The sequence below is a fragment of the Veillonella sp. 3627 genome (assembly GCF_003992195.1).
Taxonomy (GTDB): domain Bacteria; phylum Bacillota; class Negativicutes; order Veillonellales; family Veillonellaceae; genus F0422.
The window spans coordinates 108,182-135,086 of record NZ_RQVG01000004.1 but is presented as its reverse complement, the minus strand read 5'-3'; the positions used below and the strand labels follow the sequence as shown (position 1 = coordinate 135,086).

26 protein-coding genes are annotated in these 26,905 nt (G+C 38.8%); 22 read left to right on the top strand and 4 right to left on the bottom strand.

What is annotated here, in order from left to right; genetic code table 11:
• Both EO114_RS08045 and EO114_RS03530 read left to right on the top strand, forming a co-directional pair.
• Window positions 1-76 (top strand): hypothetical protein (locus EO114_RS08045; protein WP_164723757.1); only part of this gene is annotated, 76 nt, incomplete at its 5' end.
• 255 nt (window positions 77-331) lie between these two features.
• Entirely contained in the window at window positions 332-1,144 is an 813-nt protein-coding gene (locus EO114_RS03530; protein WP_127061574.1) for a class I SAM-dependent methyltransferase, read from the top strand.
• A gap of 281 nt (window positions 1,145-1,425) precedes the next feature.
• Here EO114_RS03530 and msrB read toward each other — a convergent pair whose 3' ends face one another.
• Window positions 1,426-2,394, bottom strand: a complete 969-nt coding sequence (msrB, locus tag EO114_RS03525) for a peptide-methionine (R)-S-oxide reductase MsrB (RefSeq protein ID WP_127061572.1) — start codon at window positions 2,392-2,394, stop codon at window positions 1,426-1,428.
• Window positions 2,395-2,911: 517 nt separating this feature from the next.
• Between msrB and EO114_RS03520 the strand changes: the two genes are divergently transcribed.
• Together EO114_RS03520 and EO114_RS03515 are read left to right on the top strand one after the other, a co-directional pair.
• Complete coding sequence (locus EO114_RS03520) at window positions 2,912-3,145, top strand: DUF2922 family protein (RefSeq protein WP_009353472.1); 234 nt, start codon at window positions 2,912-2,914, stop codon at window positions 3,143-3,145.
• A 13-nt stretch (window positions 3,146-3,158) separates the two neighbouring features.
• Window positions 3,159-3,362: a DUF1659 domain-containing protein gene (locus EO114_RS03515; protein ID WP_009353480.1), complete on the top strand. Its 204-nt coding sequence runs from the start codon at window positions 3,159-3,161 to the stop codon at window positions 3,360-3,362.
• A 277-nt stretch (window positions 3,363-3,639) separates the two neighbouring features.
• On the opposite strand, the gene EO114_RS03510 is transcribed toward EO114_RS03515, so the two are convergent.
• On the bottom strand, window positions 3,640-4,266 hold the full coding sequence (locus EO114_RS03510; RefSeq protein ID WP_127061570.1) for an RNA polymerase sigma factor: 627 nt from the start codon (window positions 4,264-4,266) through the stop codon (window positions 3,640-3,642).
• Between the two features lie 449 nt (window positions 4,267-4,715).
• Here EO114_RS03510 and metA point away from each other — a divergent pair, with 449 nt between their 5' ends.
• The 6 genes from metA to EO114_RS03480 all read left to right on the top strand — a co-directional run bounded on the left by metA (window position 4,716) and on the right by EO114_RS03480 (window position 9,741).
• Window positions 4,716-5,675, top strand: coding sequence for a homoserine O-succinyltransferase (gene metA, locus EO114_RS03505; RefSeq protein ID WP_062401463.1), 960 nt, complete (start codon window positions 4,716-4,718; stop codon window positions 5,673-5,675).
• Window positions 5,676-5,722: 47 nt separating this feature from the next.
• Entirely contained in the window at window positions 5,723-6,991 is a 1,269-nt protein-coding gene (locus tag EO114_RS03500; protein WP_127061568.1) for an O-acetylhomoserine aminocarboxypropyltransferase/cysteine synthase family protein, read from the top strand.
• A gap of 211 nt (window positions 6,992-7,202) precedes the next feature.
• On the top strand, window positions 7,203-8,258 hold the full coding sequence (locus EO114_RS03495) for a hypothetical protein (protein WP_127061566.1): 1,056 nt from the start codon (window positions 7,203-7,205) through the stop codon (window positions 8,256-8,258).
• Window positions 8,259-8,274: 16 nt separating this feature from the next.
• Window positions 8,275-8,652: a hypothetical protein gene (locus tag EO114_RS03490; protein WP_127061564.1), complete on the top strand. Its 378-nt coding sequence runs from the start codon at window positions 8,275-8,277 to the stop codon at window positions 8,650-8,652.
• A 253-nt stretch (window positions 8,653-8,905) separates the two neighbouring features.
• A complete protein-coding gene (locus tag EO114_RS03485; RefSeq protein ID WP_206168664.1) occupies window positions 8,906-9,238 on the top strand; it encodes a helix-turn-helix domain-containing protein in 333 nt (110 codons plus the stop codon).
• Window positions 9,239-9,576: 338 nt separating this feature from the next.
• Window positions 9,577-9,741, top strand: coding sequence for a 4Fe-4S binding protein (locus EO114_RS03480; RefSeq protein WP_127010996.1), 165 nt, complete (start codon window positions 9,577-9,579; stop codon window positions 9,739-9,741).
• Window positions 9,742-9,808: 67 nt separating this feature from the next.
• Here EO114_RS03480 and EO114_RS03475 read toward each other — a convergent pair whose 3' ends face one another.
• Complete coding sequence (locus EO114_RS03475) at window positions 9,809-10,807, bottom strand: virulence RhuM family protein (RefSeq protein WP_127061562.1); 999 nt, start codon at window positions 10,805-10,807, stop codon at window positions 9,809-9,811.
• Window positions 10,808-11,180: 373 nt separating this feature from the next.
• On the opposite strand from EO114_RS03475, the gene EO114_RS03470 reads away from it, so the two are divergent.
• From EO114_RS03470 to EO114_RS03430, 9 genes are all read left to right on the top strand, one after another.
• Entirely contained in the window at window positions 11,181-13,274 is a 2,094-nt protein-coding gene (locus EO114_RS03470; RefSeq protein WP_127061560.1) for a heavy metal translocating P-type ATPase, read from the top strand.
• A gap of 739 nt (window positions 13,275-14,013) precedes the next feature.
• On the top strand, window positions 14,014-16,107 hold the full coding sequence (locus tag EO114_RS03465) for a heavy metal translocating P-type ATPase (RefSeq protein WP_127061558.1): 2,094 nt from the start codon (window positions 14,014-14,016) through the stop codon (window positions 16,105-16,107).
• Window positions 16,108-16,409: 302 nt separating this feature from the next.
• Window positions 16,410-17,363: a magnesium transporter CorA family protein gene (locus EO114_RS03460; RefSeq protein ID WP_009353462.1), complete on the top strand. Its 954-nt coding sequence runs from the start codon at window positions 16,410-16,412 to the stop codon at window positions 17,361-17,363.
• 541 nt (window positions 17,364-17,904) lie between these two features.
• Entirely contained in the window at window positions 17,905-18,837 is a 933-nt protein-coding gene (gene nikB, locus EO114_RS03455) for a nickel ABC transporter permease (RefSeq protein WP_127061556.1), read from the top strand.
• 1 nt (window position 18,838) lies between these two features.
• Window positions 18,839-19,666, top strand: coding sequence for a nickel transporter permease (nikC, locus tag EO114_RS03450; RefSeq protein WP_127061554.1), 828 nt, complete (start codon window positions 18,839-18,841; stop codon window positions 19,664-19,666).
• Window positions 19,667-19,702: 36 nt separating this feature from the next.
• Window positions 19,703-21,286, top strand: coding sequence for an ABC transporter substrate-binding protein (locus EO114_RS03445; protein ID WP_206168663.1), 1,584 nt, complete (start codon window positions 19,703-19,705; stop codon window positions 21,284-21,286).
• Window positions 21,287-21,392: 106 nt separating this feature from the next.
• The gene (locus EO114_RS03440; protein WP_127061552.1) at window positions 21,393-22,184 is read left to right on the top strand and encodes an ABC transporter ATP-binding protein; all 792 of its coding nucleotides are present in this window, start codon (window positions 21,393-21,395) and stop codon (window positions 22,182-22,184) included.
• Window positions 22,177-22,950: an ABC transporter ATP-binding protein gene (locus tag EO114_RS03435; RefSeq protein ID WP_127061550.1), complete on the top strand. Its 774-nt coding sequence runs from the start codon at window positions 22,177-22,179 to the stop codon at window positions 22,948-22,950. Before EO114_RS03440 ends, EO114_RS03435 begins: the two co-directional genes overlap by 8 nt.
• Before the next feature lie 179 nt (window positions 22,951-23,129).
• Entirely contained in the window at window positions 23,130-24,452 is a 1,323-nt protein-coding gene (locus EO114_RS03430; RefSeq protein WP_127061548.1) for an MATE family efflux transporter, read from the top strand.
• A 203-nt stretch (window positions 24,453-24,655) separates the two neighbouring features.
• Here the strand turns inward: EO114_RS03430 and EO114_RS03425 are convergent, their stop codons facing one another.
• Window positions 24,656-25,234: a TetR/AcrR family transcriptional regulator gene (locus tag EO114_RS03425; protein WP_127061546.1), complete on the bottom strand. Its 579-nt coding sequence runs from the start codon at window positions 25,232-25,234 to the stop codon at window positions 24,656-24,658.
• A gap of 280 nt (window positions 25,235-25,514) precedes the next feature.
• Here EO114_RS03425 and EO114_RS07845 point away from each other — a divergent pair, with 280 nt between their 5' ends.
• The 3 genes from EO114_RS07845 (at window position 25,515) to EO114_RS03415 (ending at window position 26,764) form a co-directional block, all read left to right on the top strand.
• On the top strand, window positions 25,515-25,670 hold the full coding sequence (locus EO114_RS07845; protein WP_009353348.1) for a hypothetical protein: 156 nt from the start codon (window positions 25,515-25,517) through the stop codon (window positions 25,668-25,670).
• Between the two features lie 86 nt (window positions 25,671-25,756).
• Complete coding sequence (locus EO114_RS03420; protein ID WP_009353288.1) at window positions 25,757-26,035, top strand: hypothetical protein; 279 nt, start codon at window positions 25,757-25,759, stop codon at window positions 26,033-26,035.
• Between the two features lie 108 nt (window positions 26,036-26,143).
• Window positions 26,144-26,764 (top strand): 3'-5' exonuclease, encoded by a 621-nt coding sequence (locus tag EO114_RS03415; RefSeq protein WP_126940502.1) that lies wholly within the window; start codon window positions 26,144-26,146, stop codon window positions 26,762-26,764.
• Window positions 26,765-26,905 lie beyond the last annotated feature (141 nt).

Below are 26,905 nucleotides of genomic sequence, written 5' to 3'. Positions count from 1 at the left end.
AGAAGGTTTACGTTTCGCGATTCGCGAAGGTGGCCATACAGTAGGCGCTGGTGTTGTTACAGCTATCGAAGCATAATATAATCGAATCCTAGATTCTAACGATAAAAGCGACCGAAAGGTCGCTTTTTTGCATTCTAATACTTCTTGTATAGTTGTACAGATTTTGTTGCTATAGACACAGTATAAACACGTATTGTATTGTATAATTAAGATATATGAATTGATAATTTTTATCATATATAATTTGCTGTATATCGTATATAATGTATAGTAGTAATATTAGTGTAAACGATATCTATCCTATTAAATATAAAGTGATAAGGAGGTTTCTATGAGTACAATCACAACAATGCCTGTTTCCATGGAGGGCTGGCAAGAGGAACAACAATCTTGGAATCAAACATCCAAATTCTTTGTCAATATGCACAAACGTGAGGATCGTGTAGCGCAAGTAGTGGACTTTGTAGCACGATTACAAGAATTAGGGATTCATCCAGCAGAAGGAGAAACAGCACTTGATGTAGGCTGTGGTACTGGGGATTATGCCATGGGACTAGCTTGTAATGGGGTAAAAGTAACCGGTGTAGACTTGTCTACAGGAATGCTAGAAGGGGCAAAACAAATTAGTGAAAAGGAAGGACTTTCTTTAGATTTATGGCTAGGACCGTGGTCAGAGGAAGCTAGACAAGCTTTAGGATGGGAGAAGAAATTTGATTTAGTATATAGTATTTTCTGCCCTATTATGTCGGATACAGCTAATTTACGTGCTTTACATCAGGCGAGTCGCAAACACTGCTTATGTATTATGTTTGCAGATCGAAAAGATGAATACTTAGATGCCATCTATTCTGAGCGATATGGTGTAAGTGGAAGCCCATGGGAATCCATGTTACAAGATTGCTTGGGTACAGTTAACGAAATCGGAAAGAATGTAAATATTACTTATAAAACGGTAGAGGAAGTAGAAACCTTAACCGTCGATGAAGCAGTCGATTATTTCTGCTTACGTGTACATCGAAAAGTAGGTGGCGACTTAGAAATGATTAAAGAAGAAATTCGTGAATTTTTATCGGAGAAAGCTGTAGACGGAAAATTAGAAAACCATACAACAGATACCATTGCGTGGATTTCTTGGCATGTCTAATTTTCTGCATTTGTAAGATACAGACTTTATAGGGATACAATAGCCTATGCATAATCTATAGGGATATACGTACTTTAGCAGTATAAACATAGTGTTCAAGGATGCTAGCTCTATCGCTATAGACAGAATACATAATCATATATTATCTATATAACAATAAAAGACTGTAAACACATGGAAATATAGCCCTGAGTTTACAGTCTTTTGTGTTGTCAGTTACGATGAACTGTAGTAGTAAAAATGATATTGGACATATGCCCATCTATTGTATGGTAATGTTCTTAAGAATTTTGGGATAGAGCTTCGCTACGTTCTACGAACTTACGCAAACTACCATATCCTTCTTCCTCAAGTTTTTCTAAAGGAATAAAGCGTAAGGCTGCGCCGTTGATACAATACCGGAGACCTCCCATGGACTGAGGGCCATCTTCAAAGACATGCCCTAAATGAGCGTCTCCAATGCGACTGCGTACTTCGATGCGACGATGTCCTAAACTATCGTCCTCATAGTAACGAATGACATCGCTGTTGATCGGTTGTGCAAAACTAGGCCAACCACAACCAGAGTCGAATTTCTGAGCGGAGATAAAAAGAGGCTCTCCAGAGGTGATATCTACATAAATGCCGGGGCGAAATTCGTCTGTATAGGCATGAGAGAAAGGTCGCTCCGTAGCACTATGTTGTGTTACAGCGTATTCTAATTCACTAAGTTCTTTTTGTAATACATCATCTGCTTTGCGTTGGTATTCCTTTTCATCGATTAAAGGCTCGTAAGCCTTGGATACATTAATATGGCAATAGCCATTAGGGTTTTTATCTAAATAGTCTTGATGATATTCTTCAGCTGGATAAAATGACTGTAAGGGTAACACTTCGATGGCAAAAGGCTTTTGGTAATGGCTATTAGCACGTTCTAACGTGGACTCGATGATTGCTTTGTCCTCAGAATGTTCGTAATACACACCAGTGCGATATTGAATGCCCACGTCGTTACCTTGTTTGTTGATACTAAAAGGATCAATAATGCGCAAAAAATATTGTAGTACCTTAGAAAGGGAAATCACAGAGGTGTCATAAGTAACCTTGACAGTTTCTACGTGACCGCTGCCACGGCAAACCTCTTCATAACTAGGATGCGGATGAGTGCCATTGCTGTAGCCTACCTCAGTATCTACAATACCGGGGATGCGTTGAAAGTAGCTTTCCACACCCCAAAAACAACCGCCTCCTAAATAGATGGTATGATTCATAGTATCACTCCTTTTTTAGTTGTAATCTTAGTATCTATGTTTAACCAGTAATAACCGTATTAGATAGGTGCTACTACTTTACGTATAGTAGGTGCTAACTAATATGAATGTGCTGGTAGGATAACTATACTCTAGAATTATGTATATAAGGTGAAAGCCACCCGACTCGTATGGGGACGAGCAGGTGGCTTCTTTGTGATAACTGTAGGTGTGTATGGGAAGTCACCGTTATCACATATGTAAGTAGTTTGAAAGGCTGGAACATATGAGGTTCATAGTTCCTGTCGAGTATCACATCGACACATATAATATATCAAAAAGATAGGAATAAGTAAAATAATAATAAAATGTTATAACTTATAGGGTGTAACTATTAGCTGAGCCAGTAGTTATCAATAAGTTACATGATAGTTATATATCATACCGTATATACAGTCTTTTTTGTATTTGGTTGACAAGTCTTCTTTTTTTGAATGTATCTAAGTGTAAGGACTTGGTACTAGGAAAGGAGAGAATTATGGCAGCAAGTACAGTAGTAAAAAAAGAATTACATTTGGTCTTTACAGACACATCTAAAGAAGAAGTCAATATTGTGGTAGCTTTTCCTAAAGAAGGTGTTACAAAAACTGAAATTGACACAGTAGGTCAACTGATGGTGGAGAAAGATGTACTTCGTGGTCGTAAAGATCAACGATTGAGTAACTTTCAACATGGTGCATTAGTGACTACAGAGTCCACAGTGGTAGAATAAGGAGGATTAGACTATGACAACAACAATGGTAACCAAATTACAATTACAATTTAAAAAAGGTGAAGGTGCACATAATCTTAAAGTGGCTAATTTTGCCTATGTCAATGAAAGTGCCACGGATGAGGATGTGAAAGCTGTAGGCGATGCATTGGGCAAGCTATATGCCTATCCTTTGGTAGGGGTTGTGCGAAATAATGCCATCGCTTTAGAGGCGTAATATGGAAAAGCTTGAAAAAGCATTAAAAATTATTAGAATTACCCTTTGGGTATTAAAGTGGTTAAAACGATAAGGTAGGATAGGACCTTTAGACAGCTGAGAACCACACCAAGAAGGGTATATGTAAATGATAGTGATAAGACTTAGTACCAAGGATTACCGTAGCCATCCTGCTGATACATAGCAGGATGGCTATTGTTATATATTAGTGTACTGCATGATAAGAAAACCTGAATCTCTTTAAGAGATTCAGGTTTTACTTCTTTTCAATGTTATGTTATTGAACTGTTTCTAAAGCCTCTTTTAGCAAGGCGAGCGCTCGTTTGTATTTCTTATGCATAGCCTGTCGACTCATGCCATAGGTATTAGCAATTTCGCTGATGGATTTGCCTTTTAGCAAGACTTGCCGTAATAGGTTTGCATGCACCGGCTCCATTTCTGATAGAGCTGTGTGTAATGCTAATAGTTCTAAATGATGAATGGCTTCCTCCGCAGTATCATGGCTAGATGGGATAGATACTAAGGGATCTGTTTCATCTTCTTGTGGGGCTAACACCGTTTCATGAGTCCATTGTCGCAGACTCTTTCGATATAGATTCCACTGGGTGAAGCGTATGCGAGATTTTACAAAGCCAGCAAAGGGGATGTTGCTAGTTATATCATAGGTCTTAATAGCCTGCAAGAAACATTCCCATAAGGCAGACTCTAAATCACTGTCTATAGAACGGAGTTGGCGCACATGCGCGTATTTTGTAATGAGAGGTACGTACCTTTGACATAAGATAACAGTCATATGATGATATCCAGCTTGGATGAAGGCCACAAGTTCTTCATCAGTGTAGGAATCATCTTGGATGTCAGTGGCTGTCATCAGTAATGAGTGTTTAATATAAGACTGACTCATAGTTTACCTCCTTATATATAATATTACCTAACATGATTGTCATGGATGATGTATAAGGGGCGTACTTACATCATAGTTTCTATAGTATCACAGGCCTGTTGATATATAGCTCATTTACTGTAAATTGCTATTACATGTAATGAAAAATGACATCTATATATGTTGATGAAATTATATATCAAAATCCACTCAATAGCAAGTTATTTTTTCTGAAAGTGTGTAAAAGTAACATATTGATATAATAGAATAGATTTCAAGGGTATGTATGACATATAAGCAATATTGGGAAAATATATGTTTATAACTTTCCTTATAGTTTTTTGCTATATATAATAATATGTATCCTGTATAAGGATAAATGTACGTATATTGTTGACATATGATGGACATCCTAGTATACTTAATTCATCGTTAATCGATAGGTTTTACTGGAAAGAGAGGTGGATTGAATGCCTATACGAGTAGTGAAAGGATTACCAGCCATAGGGAAACTTTCAGAAGAGAATATATTCGTCATGGATTCGGAACGGGCAGAGTCACAAGATATTCGACCACTCCACATTGTGGTTGTGAACTTGATGCCACGGAAAGAGACTACAGAAATTCAACTGCTTCGCGCTTTGAGTAATACACCGTTACAAACAAAGGTTACCTTTCTGTACACGGCGTCCTATACAGCGAGTCATACAAGTCAAGAATATTTGGAAACCTTTTATAGAACTTTCGAGGAAATCAAAGATCAATACTTTGATGGTTTGATTATAACAGGTGCTCCGGTAGAGCAAATGCCTTTTGAGGAAGTGAATTATTGGGATGAGCTTTCAGAAATTATGGAATGGAGCAAAACCCATGTGTGTTCTACTCTCTATATTTGTTGGGGAGCCCAAGCTGGGATTTATAAGCACTTCGGTATCCATAAGGAAGATTTACCTACCAAGTTGTTCGGCGTATATGAACAAGAAGTGCAGAACAGTAAGCCCATGCTTATGCGTGGCCTAGATGAACTCTTCTATATGCCTCATTCACGGCATACGACGGTGAGTGAAAGCGAAATCAACGCTCACCCTCAGTTAGAAGTACTAGCCCGCGCGGATAAGACAGGTGTTGGTATCGCCCGGTCCTATGATAATAAACATGTGTTTATCTTTGGACATCCAGAATATGATCGAGATACTTTATACCAAGAGTATGATAGGGATAGAAAGTTAGGATTAGAGATTGAAATTCCAGAAAATTATTTCCCTGATGATGATCCGACGAAAGAGCCCATCATTCGATGGCGATCTGCATCGACCATACTCTATTCAAACTGGTTAAACTATTATGTGTACCAAGAAACACCATATGAGGTCAGTGAATTGCAATCGAGACCGATTGAAGAAGCATATATACAAGACTGGGTCATTTAATCCTAGTCAATAGATAGTAAAGATTTAAGAATGATGAGGAGTTTAACATGAGCAATTACAAATTTGAAACATTACAATTACATGCAGGTCATACAGTAGATGCAACAGGTTCCCGTGCGGTGCCAATTTATCAAACAACATCGTATGTATTTAAAGATGCAGAACAAGCAGCAGGACGTTTTGCCTTAACGGATGCAGGTCCTATCTACACTCGTTTAGGTAACCCTACACAAGACGTATTGGAAGGCCGTGTAGCCGCTTTAGAAGGTGGTGCTGGTGCCATCGCCGTAGCCTCTGGTTCTGCAGCGATTGCCTATGCTATCCAAAACGTAGCATCTGCTGGGGACAATATTGTGGCGGCATCCACATTATACGGTGGTACGTATAACTTATTCAGCGCTACATTGCCACGTTTCGGTATCACTACAAAATTTGTGAACCCAGATAATTTAGAAGAGTTCAAAGCAGCTATCGATGATAACACAAAAGCTGTATATGTAGAATCTGTTGGTAACCCAGGAGCTAACTTGGTAGATTTAGAAGCTATTGCTGAGATCGCTCACGCTCATGGTATCATCGTGATCGTGGATAATACATTCGGTACTCCATACTTATTCCGTCCATTTGAATACGGTGCAGACGTAGTAGTTCACTCCGCTACTAAATACCTAGGAGGACATGGTACAACTATCGCTGGTGTGATTGTGGAAAGTGGCAAGTTCGACTACAAAGCAAGCGGCCGTTATCCTGGATTCGTAGAAGGCGACGTACATTACAATGGTTTAGTATACGGCGATCTTCCAATTCCTTTCACTGTGAAAGTACGTGCTCAATTATTGCGTGACACTGGGGCAGCCATTACTCCACTAGCAGCATGGTTGATTATTCAAGGCATTGAAACATTGTCCTTGCGTGTAGAACGCCATGTAGAAAACACTCGTAAAGTAGTAGATTTCTTGGTAAACCATCCAAAAATTGCTTATGTAAATTATCCTGAATTGCCAAACAGCCCATATAAAGCGTTGGCTGACAAATACTTCCCAAATGGTGTTGGCGCAGTGTTTACATTTGGTGTGAAAGGTGGCAAAGAGGAAGGTATCAAATTCGTTGATGCTCTTGAAATCTTCTCTAACCTTGCCAATGTGGCGGATGCTAAATCCTTGGTTATCCACCCAGCAAGTACAACACATGCCCAATTGAGCCCTGAGGAACAATTGACAGCAGGTGTAAAACCAGAACAATTACGTGTATCTATCGGTATTGAAAATGTTGAGGATATCATTGCTGACTTAGCACAAGCCTTGGATAAACTATAAGATATAGCAACTGTATAGTAGTATATAAGAGAACTCACAATAGTGGGTTCTCTTTTTATCTATGGTATACTAGGTATGTAGTTGGTACATATACAATAACACGACAAAAACTATTGGGGTCTATATAGATATTGAGATGAGGTCAACGTTAGATGAGTATAAAACTTGACATAGGATGTATAGAGGTGCAGATAAGAAAGGAAATCAACGAATGAAAAGCAAACTAGTTGGAAACATATGGTGGAAAGCTGTAATATGTGGGATGGCGATGGCCACTTTCACAGGTGTTGTAGGTATGGCAGAAGATATAGAGGCAAAACCTAAGGTTACATTCATAGAACAGCAAGGAATGCCAGTAGATATGCCAGCAGGTATGCCCGTTCCTGTAGGGGATCACTATACAGACAGTAGTCTACTTGCAAAAGGTGAGGAAACAGAAAATATACCGAACCATACGTATATTAGTAGTCGGAAAGGGCATTTTCGTTTTGCCATTCCTTGGGATGTACAAAGTCTTACTTGGATTGATAAGGTTGTACCTACAGACAGTGGGCATGTAGTAGGGGTTCTGTTGCAACTAGACAAAGATGTGAATATGATGGTCACACGTAGAGATAATGTACCGCCGAAAGGAGTATCTCAAGAACAGTGGAATACTACCTGGTATGACCAACCTATCCAAGGTATGACAGATGTGGAGTACATGGAGATTTGGCGCCGAAACAATCCACATACCTTTAAAAAGCACACAGTATCTGAAGGAGGTCTTCTATCTCGAGAAGATATGACAGCGGTTCGCTGGGATCGATTTGAACAGCCTACACAGGATGGACCCTATGTAAGGTTCACCATCGATATGATTATGAAAGAGGATCCTACACATCGATACTTGATGGAGGTAGAATATGATGATATTCATAGATATGATTTGCAGACCTTGTTGCACTTATTAGATGATTTTGTGTATATGGAAAATGGTGAAAGTAAAGAAATAACATCTTCTCATCGATTAAGTAAAGATCCATCTAGCCTGCATGATCAACTTCCCAAAGAACTTGTTTCAGGGAATTCTATATCAGCTTCAGATGTAACTACCCTTGAAGGCCTATACCATGAAGAATTAGTACAAGGCAAGCCATCGAAGCGTATACAGAAAGAAATACGAATTACTGATGAGGGGATTACCTCTCAATCCACTTGGGATGATAACATTATAACTGAGGCTAGGATTCTCCGGTCTGGACAGATAGGGCTAGAGAGAAAGTAAAAAGTTGGTGTTATTTTTGATGGAGGTTGAATATGATGATATTCATAGATATGATTTGCAGACCTTGTTGCACTTATTAGATGATTTTGTGTATATGGAAAATGGTGAAAGTAAAGAAATAACATCTTCTCATCGATTAAGTAAAGATCCATCTAGCCTGCATGATCAACTTCCCAAAGAACTTGTTTCAGGGAATTCTATATCAGCTTCAGATGTAACTACCCTTGAAGGCCTATACCATGAAGAATTAGTACAAGGCAAGCCATCGAAGCGTATACAGAAAGAAATACGAATTACTGATGAGGGGATTACCTCTCAATCCACTTGGGATGATAACATTATAACTGAGGCTAGGATTCTCCGGTCTGGACAGATAGGGCTAGAGAGAAAGTAAAAAGTTGGTGTTATTTTTGATGGAGGTAGAATATGATGATATTCATAGATATGATCTGCAGACTTTGTTGCACTTATTAGATAATTTTGTGTATACAGGGACTGATGAAAGTTGAGGAGCATCCCTCTCATCACTGTAGAACAGCGTTTTAGAAAACCATCGTATCAGATATGCTCTTGATTTATGAATTTTACCTATATATAATGTGAGTAGAGCAGTTCGGTTATATACTTTTGAAATGAGGTGTATAGAGATGGGGACGCATTTACAATCAATGGAATCTATGCCAGAGTATGAAGAGTTTTGTATTTGTTTAGGCAGAAAAATTGCTTGGGTTAGACGTTGTCAGGGACTTTCACAAAAAGAGTTATCTAAACGATGTGGTATTAGTCCAAGTTATTTAGCAAAAATTGAAGGTGCTAAAGGTTCCTTAGGGACATCTGTGCAGGTGTTGTATTTGATCGCCAAGACTTTGCAGGTTGATGTGGCAACTTTGGTGTGTCATGATGAAATCGATTACCAGCGGGTACGGCTGTACAAGATTAAGCGACGAGTCATGGGATATGAATCGAATCAGTTGCACTAACTGGATGGAAACTAGTTTGTGTTCATAGATATCTAATTGATAATATAATTATTATCAAAAACTATATTGAGAAGTAATAATTGAGAATATAGGCACCTATAGTTATTTTTGGTATATATAGTTGAATACAAATGATAAATTCTATCAAATAGCATAATATATAGGTTCAGTGATACAAAAAATGCAACATCAATTGTAAAAATTGGATACAAAAAGTATAGACAAGTATTTGACAAGACTAAAAAAACGTGCAATAATGAGAATGTAAAAAAGGTAAGTACCTTAGTTAAATGATAATCATAAAGTTAGCGAATTCTATTTTTTTATGGAGGTGTCTCATGCGCGTTATTGGTGATGCATGCATTAAATGTGGTTCTTGTGCTTCTGTTTGTCCAGTAGGAGCAATTGCTGAAGGCGAAGTTAAATACGAAATCAATGATACTTGTATCGATTGCGGTTCTTGCGAATCCGTTTGCCCAGTAGCAACAATCACAGCTGAATAATTCAAGCAAATAACAAACCCCGTAAACATACGTGTTTACGGGGTTTTCTCATTTTTGATTTGCTCTATTACTTGTTTTGCTTGTGTATGATTCTGTCAAAATCAGAGAATACTTTTTGCGTACGATTAAATTCTTTATACTCAGTAACTGCTTTCTTATCAGCTTGTAGTTTTGAAATATGCCCTTTATTAGTGAGCACTTCGTATTCGTTGAAAGATAGGAATTTATCTACGCTTTCAGCAAAGGCTTTCATGGTGAAAGTATGTTTCCGTTCGATGATGCCTTCGATATAGTCAAAAAAGGAGGATACAGTTCGTTCTAGTTTACGTATTTCGTCGGCGGTTAAATAATTTTTTGCGATGGTTACATCGGATTTATGAATACGCCCATGAGGGGAGCTTTTCCAAGTTTGTAATCCCATGTGTGGCTTATCTCTATCAACGGCATTATAAATAATTTGAGCTGCAGTTTTGCCTGTGATAGCATAATGGAATTTGTTTTGCACCATAGCGTAAAATTGACGGGTAAAAGGATCCTGTACATCGTAATCAATGGAGCATTCTGCGAATATATCTGTAATTTGTTGATAGATTTGACGTTCGCTGGCTCGAATGGATTGAACTCTACGTAAAAGCTCTTTGAAATAGTTTTGACCAAAGGGAGTTCCGTTCTTTAACATATCGTCATTAAGGGCAAAACCTTTCACAATATATTCACGCAATACCTTGGTAGCCCAAATACGGAATTGTGTAGCTTCTTTTGAGTTTACACGGTAGCCAACAGCGATGATGGCGTCTAGGTTGTAGAAGTTAGTGCTATAGATTTTACCATCTCTGGCAGTTATTTCCATTTTGGAAATAACTGAATCTTCAGATAGTTCTTGTTCAGCGAAAATATTTTTTAAATGTTTGTTAATGGCTGGCACTTGGACGCAAAACAACGTCGCCATATCTTTTTGTGTCATCCAAAATGTTTCGTCTTTAAATAAAACGTTAGTTGAAATATTTTCTTGTCCTGATTGGTAGATGATTACATCTCCATGTAAAGCAGAATCGATAGGAATCATGGTAGGCCTCCTTAGTGTCATGTACTGCTCTTTCTCTTACTTATATTACATCTTATCAGAGGGGCAAAGTCAAGGAGAAATAGGACAACATCTATAACAATCGTAGAGCATATTAAGAGATATTTGGGTTTAACTAGATATTAGAACTAAAAATGAAATTTACCTAATAATTACCCAAAATTATCTTTGCCTATACAAACGCTTTAGTTGAAAATCTATTAAATCTATGGGATAATGGAACAAATAAAAAATCGCTGTTGGTTTACTGGCACGACGATAACATATAAACAAACACTTAAGTGTTAAAGCAGTGTTAAAACAAACAGTAAAGTAAGTAGTAAGGTTACATATTATAATTTCATAAGGAGATACGATGGAACGCATTTTTAAACTACAAAATTTGAATTGTGCCAATTGTGCTAGCGTGATTGAAGCAAAATTAAATCAACTAGAATCTGTGTCAGCAGCAACATTTACACTTGGTACGCAGCAATTACGTATTACATCTAGTATAGAAGATACAGATATGTTACGAGATCAAATCCAAGCGGTGTGCGATGCTACGGAAGATGGCGTAGTAGTGGTACCATTTGTGCGTGCACCTAAAAAAGCACAACAAGTAGAGGATGACCATGAGCATAATTCTAGTTTATTGGGGATTATTATAGGCGCTATCGTGATAGTGGTAGCAGAGTTTACTAACTGGGTGCCTGAGCAATATATGATTCCATTGTTGGTGGTAACTTTTGCTATACTAGGATGGCGCATTGTATGGGCAGCAATTAAAAATTTCATGAAAGGTAAATTATTCGATGAAAACTTCTTGATGTCTGTTGCTACTATTGGTGCGTTAATCATCGGTGAATATGTAGAGGCTGTTTGGGTTATGTTGTTCTTCCAAGTAGGGATTTATTTTGAGGAACGTGCTACAGAACGCAGTCGTAATGCGGTCATGGATGCAGTGGATCTTCGTCCAGAAGAAGTACGTTTAATCGTTTGTGATGGTAGCGTGCAGGTGGTGAATCCAGAAGATGTACAAGTAGGGTCTCATATCGAAATTCGTCCTGGTGATCGTATTCCATTGGATGGCCGTATAGTAGAAGGTACTACGCGTATCGATACAGCAGCGGTAACTGGTGAACCAGTTCCAGTGAGCGCTACCGTAGGTACAGAAGTGATGTCTGGTTGCATCAATGTGGATGGACGCATTGTCTTAGAAGTAACGCATGAATTAAAAGATTCCATGGTTATGCGTATTCTTGATGCTGTGGAACATGCAGCGGCATCGAAACCAAAGATTGATCGTTTTATTACTCGTTTCTCTCGCGTATATACGCCAATCGTAGTGGCATTGGCGATTATCGTTGCCGTAGTACCTCCTCTATTCACAGGAGAATGGCAATATTGGATTTATACAGCTTTAACATTTTTAGTAGTATCTTGCCCATGTGCTCTTGTATTGTCTGTGCCTTTGGCATTCTTCTCTGGTATCGGTGCTGGTTCTAAACAAGGTATCTTGTTCAAAGGTGGTAAAGCGATCGAGGCTATGAGCCGAGTGAAAGCAATTGCTTTCGACAAAACTGGTACTATCACAACAGGCACTTTTAACGTACAAACAGTAGAAGTAGCTGGTACTTATACAGATAATGAAGTGTTGCAATATGCAGCGGCTCTAGAAGCTGGTTCTACACATCCGATTGCTATGTCCATTGTAGAAGAAGTACAGCGTAGAGGAGTAGAGTTTAATACGGCTAAGGATGTAAAAGAAATCTCTGGTCATGGTATGGTAGGTACTGTAGAAGGCCATACCGTATTGGTTGGTAATGGTCGTTTATTAGAAACAGAACATGTAACGGTACCAACCATTGAACATGTATATGGTAGTGAAGTATTCGTAGCTATTGATGGTCAATATGTAGGTCGTATCGTCATTGCCGATGCTGTGAAAGAGGATTCTAAAGAGGCCATCCGTCGTATGAATGGAAAAGGATATCATACAGTGATGCTCACAGGTGATGTAGCATCCAGTGCGAACCATATTGCCCAAGAAGTAGGTATTCAAGGTGTGCGTGCTGAGTTATTACCACAAGATAAATTAGAAGTGGTGCAATCTCTTCGCAACGAGCATGGTTCTGTCATGTTCGTAGGTGATGGTATCAATGACGCTCCTGTGTTGACAGGTGCTGATGTAGGCGGTGCCATGGGTAGCGGTGCAGACTCTGCCATCGAAGCAGCAGACGTGGTATATATGAATTCCAACCTAGATTCCGTATGGCGTTCCTTAAGTATTGCAGAACGTACCTTGTCCATTGCATGGCAAAATATTTTCTTCGCCATTGCTGTAAAAATTATCGTTATGGTGGCTGGTGTATTTGGCTTTGCAAATATGTGGGTGGCAGTTTTTGCAGATACAGGGGTATCCATTCTTTGTATCTTTAACTCTGTCCGTATTTTCTACAGTAAATAATATAAGTCCTCCTGCTAGCATGTATGCCCAACTATGTAGCAGGAGGCATTGTGATATCTTCCCTACTTGTAGTTATACAAGATATATGTCACTACATAACAACTATACAGCGAAGAGGACTTGGCCATTAGGCTAAGTCCTCTTTGTCGTGTAGGGACATAGTCTACCAACTCATTTTGTCCTATAACCCTGAAATAGAAAGGTTACTACATAATGTAATTTTGTCTACATTTTCGTTGAGCTCATCAAAGCTAAGTTGCCCTTGGTAGGCATGTAATTCATCTAGTATTTTCATTTGGTACTCTACCGTTCCTTTAGTTTATGGTCGGTCAGACATGCATGGTTGGAAGCGAAACCCCATATTCTTACTAAACTGTTCAGCTTTAGGTTGCGGTTGACCCTGGGTACCATGACTTCTTGCTGTCAGCATTACACTTTTTATATTGTCTGTAAGAATACATTGTGGAATACCACGAAGATAACATATTGTTATAAAGATGCGGTTTGAATCCGGATACAGCGATTTTTAGCACTCTAAGTAATAGGGTGCCTTTTTATTATAGAGATAATATGAAAATAGGATAAAAAAATATAAATGAATATACAATCATATGTTGACAAAATAGAAATTTATAGATATAATAAAAATATGAACAAACACTCAAGTGTTAAAACAGTGTTAAAACAAACTTTAAAACAAGTAGTAAGGTTACATATTATAATTCATAAAGGAGATACGATGGAACGCATTTTTAAACTACAAAATTTGAATTGTGCCAATTGTGCTAGCGTGATTGAAGCAAAATTAAATCAACTAGAATCTGTGTCAGCAGCAACATTTACACTTGGTACGCAGCAATTACGTATTACATCTACTGTAGAAGATATGGATGCTTTGCAAGAACAAATCCAAGCGGTATGTGATGCTACGGAAGATGGTGTAGTAGTGGTACCATTTGTGCGTGCATCTAAAAAAGCACAACAAGCAGAGGATGACCATGAGCATAATTCTAGTTTAGTGGGGATTATTATAGGCGCTATCGTGATGGTAGTAGCAGAGTTTACCAATTGGGTGTCTGAGCAATATATGATTCCATTGATGGTGGTGACTTTTGTTATACTAGGATGGCGCATTGTATGGGCAGCAATTAAGAATGGTATGAAAGGTAAACTGTTCGATGAAAATTTCTTGATGTCCATTGCTACTATTGGTGCGTTAATCATTGGTGAATATGCAGAGGCAGTTGGGGTTATGTTGTTCTTCCAAGTGGGCATTTATTTTGAGGAACGTGCTACAGAACGCAGTCGTAATGCCGTAATGGATGCAGTGGATCTTCGCCCAGAAGAAGTGCGTTTAATCGCTTGTGATGGCAGCGTGCAGGTGGTGAACCCAGAAGATGTACAAGTCGGATCTCATATCGAAATTCGTCCTGGTGATCGTATTCCATTGGATGGTCGTGTTGTAGAAGGGACTACACGTATCGACACAGCAGCGGTAACTGGTGAACCAGTTCCTGTGAGTGCTACGGTAGGCACTGAAGTGATGTCTGGTTGCATCAATGTAGATGGTCGCATTGTCTTAGAAGTAACGCATGAATTAAAAGATTCCATGGTTATGCGTATTCTAGATGCTGTGGAAAATGCAGCAGCATCGAAACCAAAGATTGATCGTTTTATTACTCGTTTTTCTCGTGTATATACGCCAATCGTAGTGGCATTGGCAATTATCGTTGCCGTGGTACCACCTTTATTCACAGGAGAATGGCAATATTGGATTTATACAGCTTTAACATTCTTAGTAGTATCTTGCCCATGCGCTTTAGTATTATCTGTGCCATTGGCATTCTTCTCTGGTATTGGTGCTGGTTCTCGACAAGGTATCTTATTTAAAGGTGGTAAAGCAATCGAGGCTATGAGCCGTGTGAAAGCGATTGCATTTGATAAAACTGGTACTATCACAACAGGTACTTTCAACGTACAAACAGTAGAAGTAGCTAGTGGCTATACAGAAAACGAAGTGTTGCAATATGCAGCAGCCTTAGAAGCCGTATCTACACACCCAATTGCGATGTCTATCGTAGAAGAAGTACAACGTAGAGGGGTAGAGTTTAATGCGGCCAAGGATGTAAAAGAAATCTCTGGTCACGGCATGGTAGGCAACGTAGAAGGTCATGCTGTATTAGTCGGGAATGGTCGTTTGTTGGCGAAAGAAAATATTGCAACGCCATTGATTGATTATGTGTATGGTAGTGAAGTATTCGTAGCTGTTGATGGTCAATACGTAGGCCGTATCATCATCGCTGACTCTTTAAAAGCTGATTCTAAGGAAGCCATTCGTCGCATGAACGGCAAAGGATATCAAACAGTGATGCTTACAGGTGATGTGGCAGCTAGTGCAAAGTATATTGCTCAACAAGTAGGTATCCAAGGAGTACGTGCTGAGTTATTACCACAAGATAAATTAGAAGTGGTACAGTCTCTACGTAATGATCGTGGTTCTGTTATGTTCGTAGGTGATGGCATCAACGATGCGCCTGTATTGACAGGTGCTGACGTAGGCGGTGCTATGGGTAGTGGTGCAGATTCTGCCATCGAAGCAGCAGACGTAGTGTACATGAACTCTAACCTAGATTCTGTATGGCGCTCCTTAAGTATTGCGGATCGTACTTTATCTATTGCATGGCAAAATATTTTCTTCGCTATTGCTGTAAAAATCATCGTTATGGTAGCAGGTGTATTTGGTTTTGCTAATATGTGGGTAGCTATCTTTGCAGATACAGGGGTATCCATTCTTTGTATCTTGAACTCTATCCGTATTTTCTACAGCAAATAACATAACCCCTCCTGCTAGCATGTACGCCCAACTATGTAGCAGGAGGTATTGTGATATCTTCCCTCCTTGTAGTTATACAAGGCGTATATCACTACATAACAACTATACAGCAAAAAGGACTTGGTATTAGGCCAGGTCCTTTTTGTTGTACATGGGTATCGTATTTACTCCTATACATTGATTGAGTGGAAACAGTAAAAGATTGTTAGAAACTTTCACGAGAAATCATAAAAAAATTGACGAATCGGCCTCGATTGATTAAGATAAAGGGTAGGGTTATTAAGACGTTAAGGAGGTGTCACATGTTAACGGTACACAAACACGTAGAGGGGGAATTATTTACAGATTCCACTGTACAAGATGCTACAAAAGGTTCATGGATAAATTTGGTGAACCCAGACCCCGATGAGTTGGCTATCGTCAATATGATGACACAGATTCCAACGGACGTACTGAAAGCAGCTTTGGATACGGAAGAACGGTCTCACGTAGAAATTGAAGATGAATACATTTTCGTCGTTATTAACATTCCAGTACTGCGTGGTTCTGATGTATATGATGCAGTACCTTTGGGTGTATTTGTGACAGAAGATTTCTTTATTACCATCTGTTTAGAAGAAGCAGAAGTGCTCTATCCGTTCTTGAGCAATCAAATGCCAACCTTCTATACTTTTAAAAAGACAAGATTTCTGTTCCAAATCATGTATCGCACAGCGGTACTATATTTGCGATACTTACAACAAATCGACCGCCGTACGGATGACATTGAAAAAACATTGCGACATACGACACGGAATAAAGATTTGTTTCAATTGTTGGAATTACAAAAATCCATGACCTATTTTACCTCTGCACTGCGTGGTAATGGAACGGTAATGGAACGGATTTTGCGCATTCGTCGTCATGATGATGTGCGTTATTTGTTGAAAATCTATGAAGAAGATGAAGATCTATTAGAAGATGTAATCATTGAGAACAAGCAGGCTGTGGAAATGGTTGAAATGTATTCTAATATTTTGATGAATATGATGAATGCCTTTACATCAATTATTTCTAACAATTTAAACTTAGTTATGAAATTATTGGCAGCTATGACAATTATGCTAGCGGTACCAACGGCAATCTTTAGCTTATGGGGTATCAATGTACCGGTGCCATTTGCTGATATGGAATATGGCTTTGAGTATGTGATTGGTATTGGCATAAGCTTTGCAGCGCTGGCAGGCTATTGGCTTTGGAAAAACGATTTCTTTTAATTGCATAATACAATATAACACACCTAAGGGGCTAACCTTTTAGGTGTTTTTTGTGTCGTTATTCAGGTTAACTATGAAAGTTTTTTATATCTACCTTTGAAAATCATGAATATTATACAAAGTGAATAAAATTGCTATATAGATATTTTTCAATTTGTGTAAAAATAATGATTGAAAATGATATAAATCACAGATAAATGCCTATAAATGTACACTTTCAAACAAGCATGTATTCCATGTCTTGCAATATTCACATTAGTCATTTGACAATTTTGATAAAAGAAATTAACATATTTATGTAATATCTATAATATAGTTGGGCGTAGATATTGACTATGAATGCCTTAAATAAGGGAAGAATATTTTGGGGAAGATATTGCTAAAAGTTGTATAGGGTTATGGGCAAGATGGAGCAAGATTGTCTAAACTATAGCCCTTGCTAACTTAATGTAGATCCACCCAAAGGGTGGTTTTTCTTTTTTTGGTATGTATTAATTACATCAATGTATGCTCACTAACATTAAGGAAAGGATGTGGATGATTGAAAACCATATTAAGTAAGGTGTCACAATTGCTAGTCACATTAATTGGGGTTACATTTTTGACATTTTGCTTGACCTACATTGCTCCTGGGGATCCAGCTTTGATGGTATTGGAAGCAGGGGACACCATTGTGTCACAGGAAATGATTGATGCTACACGAAAAGAAATGGGCTTAGATCGTCCATTCATGGAACAGTATGTGCGCTGGGTAGCAGGTGCCGTACAAGGTGATTTAGGAACCTCCTATTCAGGGAAAAAACCAGTGACCGACAAATTATTAGAAGGCTTGGGCGGAACAGCCTTATTAGCAGTGTCTGCCTTTACGCTAAATGTTCTTATTTCTATACCCATGGGGATTTATTCGGCGGTAAAAGCGAATAAACTGCCAGACTTTATCATTCGATTCTTTTCTTTTGTGAATGTGTCAATGCCAAGCTTCTGGTTAGGTATGCTTTTACTGTACATCTTCGGATTGAAATTACATTGGGTACCGATTGCTACGTCTGCGATTAGCTTTAAAGCTTTAATTTTGCCAGCGATTACATTATCTTTTGTAATGGCAGCTAAATTCACACGTCAAGTACGGACTGTGATTATTGAGGAGTTGCATCAAGACTATGTGATGGGGGCTCGTGCCCGTGGCATGAGTGAATCTCAAATTTTATGGAAACATGTCTTACCAAATGCTTTATTACCATTGATTACGGTTATGGGTATAGGTATTGGTTGGCTCTTGGCAGGGGCTGCGGTGATTGAAATCGTATTCTCTTGGCCAGGGATGGGGAAAATGGCGGTCTATGCCATTGCCATGCGCGATTATCCACTCATTGAGGGCTTTGTATTGTGGGTGGCCCTTATCTATACAGCCATCAATTTCTTGGTAGACCTGTCCTACTCTATTTTGGATCCACGATTGAAAGCGAGGGGATAAGATGAAAGAATTTATTTTGCAACACAAGCGCTTTTCTTTCTACTCCCTCTTAGTGGCTATTGTAGTAGGAATTGCTATATTTGCTCCCTATATCACACCACATGATGCCTTTCATGCAGATATGTCAAAAGCTTTCTTAAAGCCCTCTGCAGATCATCTGATGGGCACTGATAAATTGGGGCGTGACACGTTCTCCCGTATCATTTACGGTACACAAACTTCCTTGTCCATGACTATCATCCTTGTTATCTTAACGGCCACTGTTGGTACAGTGATAGGGATTTTCTCCGGTTTCTTTGGAGGTAAAGTAGAACTCGTATTGATGCGCTTTACGGACATTATGCTATCCTTCCCAGGGGTGGTATTGGCCATTGCCATTGCCGGGATCTTGGGTGGTAGTGCCATCAATGCGATCTTAGCTCTTGTTGTGGTGAGCTGGGCGAAATACGCACGATTGATTCGATCTGCGGTAATCAAACTTCGTCATAATGACTTTATTGCGGCAGCTAGAGTGAATGGTACGAAACAATTGACCATTTTATGGCGCCACATTTTACCGAATGTATTGCCTTTGATTATCATTACAGGGGCAATGGATATCGGGTCTATGATGATGGAAATTGCGGGACTTTCATTCTTGGGATTTGGGGCACAGCCTCCGACGCCAGAATGGGGCTTAATGCTCAATGAGAACCGTCAATATATTTTATCGTCACCAGAATTGATGTTATATCCAGGGATGGCCATTTTCATTGTGGTTACCATCTTCAATTTATGGGGCGATTCGCTACGGGATATCTTAGACCCACGTAGTACAGATTCACATTAATGTGTTAGTTGTAAGTTTTGTAGAAAGGAACTTAACATGAAACAAAGTTGGAAAAAATGGCTTCGTAATGCTACATTTGGCGTTATGGCAGTAGCGGCTCTTGGTGTGATTGCAGGTTGCGGTAGCGACAATGCAGCACCAGCTGATAAAAGTGTAGTAAAATTTGGTGTTACAAACTTCGCAGATACATTGGAGCCAACACAAAATTACTTCGGTTGGGTAGTTATGCGTTACGGTATTGGCGAAACATTAGCTAAATTCGACGAAAAAATGAACACACAACCTTGGTTGGCGGAAAGCTGGTCTGTATCTGCAGATAAATTGACTTGGACTTTCAAAATTAGCGATAAAGCGAAATTCTCTAATGGTAATAAAGTAACTGCTGAAGCGGTAAAAGAATCCATTGAGCGTGCTTTCGAGAAAAATAAACGTGCCGCTACATTCTTCAAATACACAGATATCAAAGCAGAAGGTCAAAATTTGATCATCACTACTGATAAACCGTATCCAAATGTACCTGGTTTCTTGGCTGACCCATTATTCATCATTGTAGATGTGTCTGCTGAAAAAGCTGGCCGTGACTTCGCAAAAGAAGGTCCTATCGGTACTGGCCCGTACAAAGTGAAATCTTTCACGAAAGAAAAAGCAGTAGTAGAAGCTAACGAAAATTACTGGGATGGGGAAGTTCCTTTCAAAACAGTAGAAATTCCATCTATCGATGATCCTACAACTCGTGCGTTGGCATTACAAAATGGTGACGTAGACTTAGCAGTTAATATCGGCGCTGGTGACCTTGAAACACTGCGTAATGACAGCAAATTCAAAGTAGATGAAATCGCTTCTTTGCGTACTGTATTAGCTCGTATTAACCAAAAAGGTGTATTAGGGGACGAAAAAGTTCGTGCTGCCTTCATCAGCGGTACTGACCGTAAATCCTACAACGAAGTATTGTTAAAAGGTACGTTCATTCCTGGTAAAGCGCCAATTCCACCAAGCTTGGATTATGGTTTCGATGATTTGAAAGACCCTAATGCATACAATCCTGATCGTTCCAAACAATTATTGGCAGAAGCTGGCTGGAAAGATACTGATGGAGACGGTTTCGTAGATAAAGACGGTAAAAACTTAGAAGTACGATTCGTAGTATACAACAGCCGTCAAGAACTTCCAATCTATGCAGAAGCTGTTCAATCTGACATGAAAAAAATCGGTATTAAAGTAAACATCGAATCTGTTGACTATAACTTAATGGATAAAATAGGTATCGATGGCGACTATGACTTATTGATCGCCAACATCGTAACAGCGAACACTGGTGACCCAGAAATCTTCTTGAAATGGTACTGGAAAACTAACTTAAATGGTGAAAACCCTCAAAATGGTTCTGGTTACAGCAATCCTAAATTCGATGCGGTCATGGATCAATTAGCGGTTGAATTCGACAAATCTAAACGTCAAAGCTTAATTATCGAAGCACAACAAATCTTATTGAATGATGGTGCAGCATTGTTCTTAGGTTACCCTAAAACAAATCTTGTTAATAACAAATGGTTAACAAATGTAGTGATGTATCCAACAGACTACTACTGGTTGACTAAAGATATTAAACCAGCAAAATAATCCTTTGCAGATGTCCGCAACAATCGGGAGGCAGGCTTGCCTCCCCTTGTTGTATGTAGCAGTCGCTTTCAGTAGTATTGTTAAGAAATATACAGAAGGGATATATATGTTACTTAGTATTAAAAATTTAGCAGTTACCTATGGAAATAACCCGAATCCTACGATTGCAGGGGTTAACCTAGATCTAGCAGAAGGGGAGATTGTTTCCATTGTAGGGGAGTCCGGCAGTGGTAAGACTACGGTCATCCGTGCACTGTTAGGTGTATTGCCAAATACAGGTCGTGTTTCTGAAGGGAGTATTACCTTTGATGGACAAGACTTATTAGGGTTTTCCACAAAGGATTGGTTGGATTTGCGAGGCAATCACATTGCTATGATCTTCCAAGATAGCGGCAATATGATGAATCCTATCCAAACAATCGGGAAGCAATTTATAGAGTTCATTCAATTACATAGCACTATGTCTAAACAAGAGGCAGAGGCAAAAGCTATCGAAATGTTGGCGCTCACCAATTTGCCACATCCTGAAGCAATCATGAAGTCTTATCCCTTTGAACTCAGTGGCGGTATGCGTCAACGGGTAGGGATTGCCATGGCTATTACATTCTCTCCTAAACTATTGCTAGGTGATGAACCGACATCGGCCCTAGATGTAACGACGCAAGCACAAATTGTAGAAGAATTATTGCGTATCAATCGTGAGAATAAAACATCGATGATTATCGTAACTCATAATATCGGTGTGGCGGCTCATATGTCTGATAAAATTGTGGTTATGAAGCAAGGGGCTGTGGTGGAATATGGAACAGCTGAGGAAGTGATTCGTAATCCACAAGCGGAGTATACGAAACAATTACTCAATGCAGTGCCAGAAATCGGAGGGAAACGCTATGTCTGATATTATTATGCAAATTCAAGATATTGTGAAAGAATTCCCTCTCGCAGACGGTTCTACTTTGCGTGCTTGTAATGGAATCTCCATCGATGTAGAACGAGGAGAAACCTTAGCTATCGTAGGCGAGTCTGGTTGCGGTAAGTCTACTTTGGTGAAGACTATTATGAATATGCATGCTCCTACATCTGGCTCTGTTCTTTTCAGAGGTAAAGATATTACGAAATTAACAGGTGAAGAAAAGCGCCAAAATTATCGTCATATTCAAATGGTATTCCAAGATCCAACAGCCGCTTTCAATCCGAAGATGAAAGTGCGTGACATCATTTGTGAACCATTGCGTAACTTTGATCTCATTAGCAAAGCAGATGTAGATGCGAAAGCTAGAGAATTGTTAAAAATGGTAGATTTACCAGAAGATTTTGCAGACCGATATCCGAATAATATGAGTGGCGGGCAACGGCAACGTGTGGCTATTGCTAGAGCCTTAGCATTAGAACCAGAAATTATCGTTTGCGATGAAGCCACGAGTGCTCTAGATGTATCTGTACAAGATACAATCATCGAGCTATTGGTACGGTTACAAAAAGAAAAAGGCATTACCTACCTATTTATTTGCCATGATTTGGCATTAGTCCATTTATTCTGCCACAAAGTTGTGGTCATGTATAAAGGGGAAGTGGTAGAACGCCTGAATGGAGATGCCTTAGCAGAGGCGAAGCATCCGTATACAAAACAATTATTAAGTGCGGTTTATAATTTAGATCGGTAATCTATGGCTAATATTATTTTTCATTAGATGAATAGATTGTTTTGTAATATAACATAAATTGTATGAATAAGATATATTTGTGTTACATGAACAGCCTTTGATACAATGAATGTATCAAATGGTGTATGAAAATGTTTCAAGAGGAACACCTAGGTGTTCCTCTTTTTTGTGAGGGTAAGATGGAAGAACGATTGACCTACAAAGACTATTTAAAAGTGACAATTCCATTTATGATTTCTACTGTGACCCAACCTCTCTTAGGGGCGGTGAATACTGGGATTATGGGGCATATGGATAATGCTATGTACATTGCTGCCGTAGCATTAGGAGTTATCTTGTTTAATAATATGTATTGGCTCTTTGGATTTCTGCGGGTGGCTACTACGGTGTTTTCCGCACAGGCTTTGGGAGAACAATCGAAGGAAAGTACATCACTCAGTTTCTTTCGACCTCTTATCATTGCCTTATTCATCAGCGCAGCCTTTATCATCGGCTATCCTTGGATATTTGATTACTATGCAAGTTTTATGCATCCCGACCCAGAGGTGATTGCTTTGATGGCGGATTATACAGATATTTTAATCTGGGGATCTCCTTTCGTATTGGTCAATTATGTTACGTTAGGTTGGCTTATGGGACAAATGATGATTCGCGCCACTATGATTATGCAAATCTCCATGAACGTGCTGAATATTGCTTTGTCCTTCCTTTTCGTATTTGGCTTTGACTTTGGAGTAAAAGGGGTGGCTTGGGCATCTTTAATTTCCCAAATCTATGCGTTCTTAGTAGGCCTAGGTGCTATGTACTTAGTTCGTGAACGGTTAGACCTAACGTCCCATATATGGAATACCTTAAAACGGGTGAAACCATTCCTATCTATCATGAAAGTAAACACAGACCTTATGCTTCGTACATTTTGTTTGTTGACCATCAACAATTTGTTTGCCAAAGCAGGCAGTGCTATGGGCAGTGATGTATTAGCGACGAATGCGGTGATTTTGGAGATTATCTTTATCATGGCATACTTCACAGATGGACAGGCGAACGGAGTCAGCGTATTTACTGGAAAAGCATTTGGAAAACGTGACTTGGTGCTTTGGAAAGATACGTTGAAGATTTCCCTGCAATGCTTAGCGGTATATGTGGTTATTGTAGAAATCGTGCTGGGATTATTCCGTAATGATGTCATTATGGTTATGACCTCAGTACCAGAGATTTACACGATGGCCTTGGAATATTCCCATTATCTATTGCTCTATCCTATCTGTGCGGCAGTAGGATTATTATTATATGGTATGTACAATGGCATCGGTCAGACTGCATCTATCCGGAATATGATGTTCATTGCAGTGGTCTTCTTTGTAGGCATGCAAGAATTGCTTATCCCTCCATTCGGTAATGACGGCATATGGATGACCTATGTGCTCACGTATCTATTAGAATCTATCATTTTAGTGCTGTTCCTGCCATTGGCAAAAAAACGGTTTTCCTTGGCGGTCTAATATGTTTCTAATGAAAATTGTTGTTTTACAAAATAGCGTAATCGATAGTAGATGGATGTTTTACATTCTAGTCGGCACAACAATATGCCATAAAGAATATCTTAATGACAATTAAAAACATATACAGTTGATATTACTACAAAAAGGCGTTACCGATGAGCGAATTTGCTTAAGGTAGCGCCTTGTTGCGTTTGTTTATGGTATTAATGTTGATGTTCCAAAATCAATGGTTCTGTAATATGATAAAAGTATCGTGACATGTCTTCAATGGAATACTCTCGACCAGTTTCCAGCCACCAAAGAACCATTTCTACAAAAGATCCTGCAATGTGATTAGAGATAAAATCATGAGGGATATTGTTGTGTGGACAAGTTTGATTGTTTAAGAAATGACTTTGGATGAGTTCTTTCAGACTGCTCTTGAAATGACGTAGGAAGAGTTCGTTACTTTCACAGGAAAGAAGACCCAAAATATTATTATCGTTGTCCTCTAAATGCTGCAAGATATGGAGGAAGATAGCTTCCTTGATGTGGCTGTTTTTATATAAGCCATGAGCATGGGAGAAGTCTGATGCAGTGTCGATAATATGAGAGAATAATTCGTGACAGAGCGCTTCTAATAGATCTTCTTTTGTTTCAAAGTGTGCGTAAAATGTACTACGGCCAATGAGGGCTTCATCGATAATGTCTTGCACGATGATAGCATTATAATTTTTATGTTCTAAAAGCCTAACAAAGGAGTCGAAAATAGCTTTTCTAGTTTTCATTTGTCGTTTATCCATAATTCCTCCTTACATATATGAATCAAACAAAATGAGATACTTGTTCAATATAGGATACTTTTCTATATATGTTTCGTAAATAACAAAATAGAAAAAGTGATTCTTGTCAAATCTTTTAATTCCACTATACTAATAGTATATCATAAGTGACAAAGTGTTTCATATCTTTGTTGTTATGAAAGATAGTTTAGATTTTTAACTGAGAGCATCTACTATAAAGACTGGGTATCATGATGACTTTCAGCCGTATAAAGTAAGAGATTAGAGAGGATGTGTTCTTATGTTAGAACGAATTGATGCGATTATGAGCAGTACTGCTGCCACCGTAATTACAGGAGCCATGTTTTTAGCCGTTGCACTACATACAACGGTTGATGTGTCTAGTTGGATTCATACATCTTGGACTGCAATTTTGACATACCACGCTGGCTTATAGTTGTAACATGAATTTTCTTGTGGTATACTAATCTTATAATTGAATAAATTCGATATAATATATCGATTCGATGAAAGGAGTATACTATGAAAGAAATTTTAGGTTTCCATTTACATCATTGTCCATATTGCGCTAACGCATTCCGCGCTATCGAAGAATTGCAAGCAGAAAACCCTGCGTTCAAAGAAATCAAAATTAACTGGGTAGAAGATCAAGATGCTGTAGAATTGTTCAAAACACATCCATACGAATACTATCCAAATTTGTGGTTTGATTTGGACAAACAATATGAGGCACAACCTGGTGAAAGTTACGAACAAACAAAATCTTTAATCAAAGCAGTGTTTGAGAAAGCGATTCAATAATCGATTTTACTTTCATTAAAAATACTATATAATAAAAGCAGATGCTATGATGCATCTGCTTTTTCTTGATGTAATCGCAGATTTCAAAATCTTGCGTGAGGAGGATATATGTTAAATTTTGTGGCCTTAGATTTTGAAACGGCTAATGAAAGTAAGAATAGTGCTATTTCTTTAGCTGTGGTGACTGTGGAAGATGGACGAATCACAAAACGTGGCTATAGTTTAATCAAGCCCCCAGTGATGCAGTTCAACCAAGAGTTCATTGGTATCCATGGTATCCAACCGGAAGAAGTGTTGAATAAGCCTACCTTTGATCAGTTGTGGCCAGCGATTTATAATAACCATTTAAAAGGTAAACTGTTAGTAGCACACAATGCGAAGTTCGACATCGACGTGTTACGTGCCACTTTGGACCACTACAATATTGAATGGCCTGATTTAGAATATACTTGCACCGTCCGCATAACACGAAAAGTATGGCCTGATTTGGTGAACCATAAGTTGAATACATTGGGCGGATTCTTAGGTATCAAATTTAACCATCACAACGCTTTGGACGACTCTGAAGTATGTGCTAAAGTAGCCATTGCAGCAGCGAAAGAAAAAGGTGTAGATTCTATGCGAGGCTTGTTGCATGTCATTAACATGAAAACAGACTCCTTCATCACCGATGAACGACGGGCCCAAATGGAAGTCAAACAAAGCGGCACACAAGATACCTTCTTCTAGTGAACTTTAGTATCTATTACATTTAGTCATACTAGCAGATACACTACATTAGCCCCCACTCTCCATAATAAGCCTCCATATGATTTACTCATAATTTGTGCGTATTACAGGAGTTTCAATATATATTGATATTCCCAAATA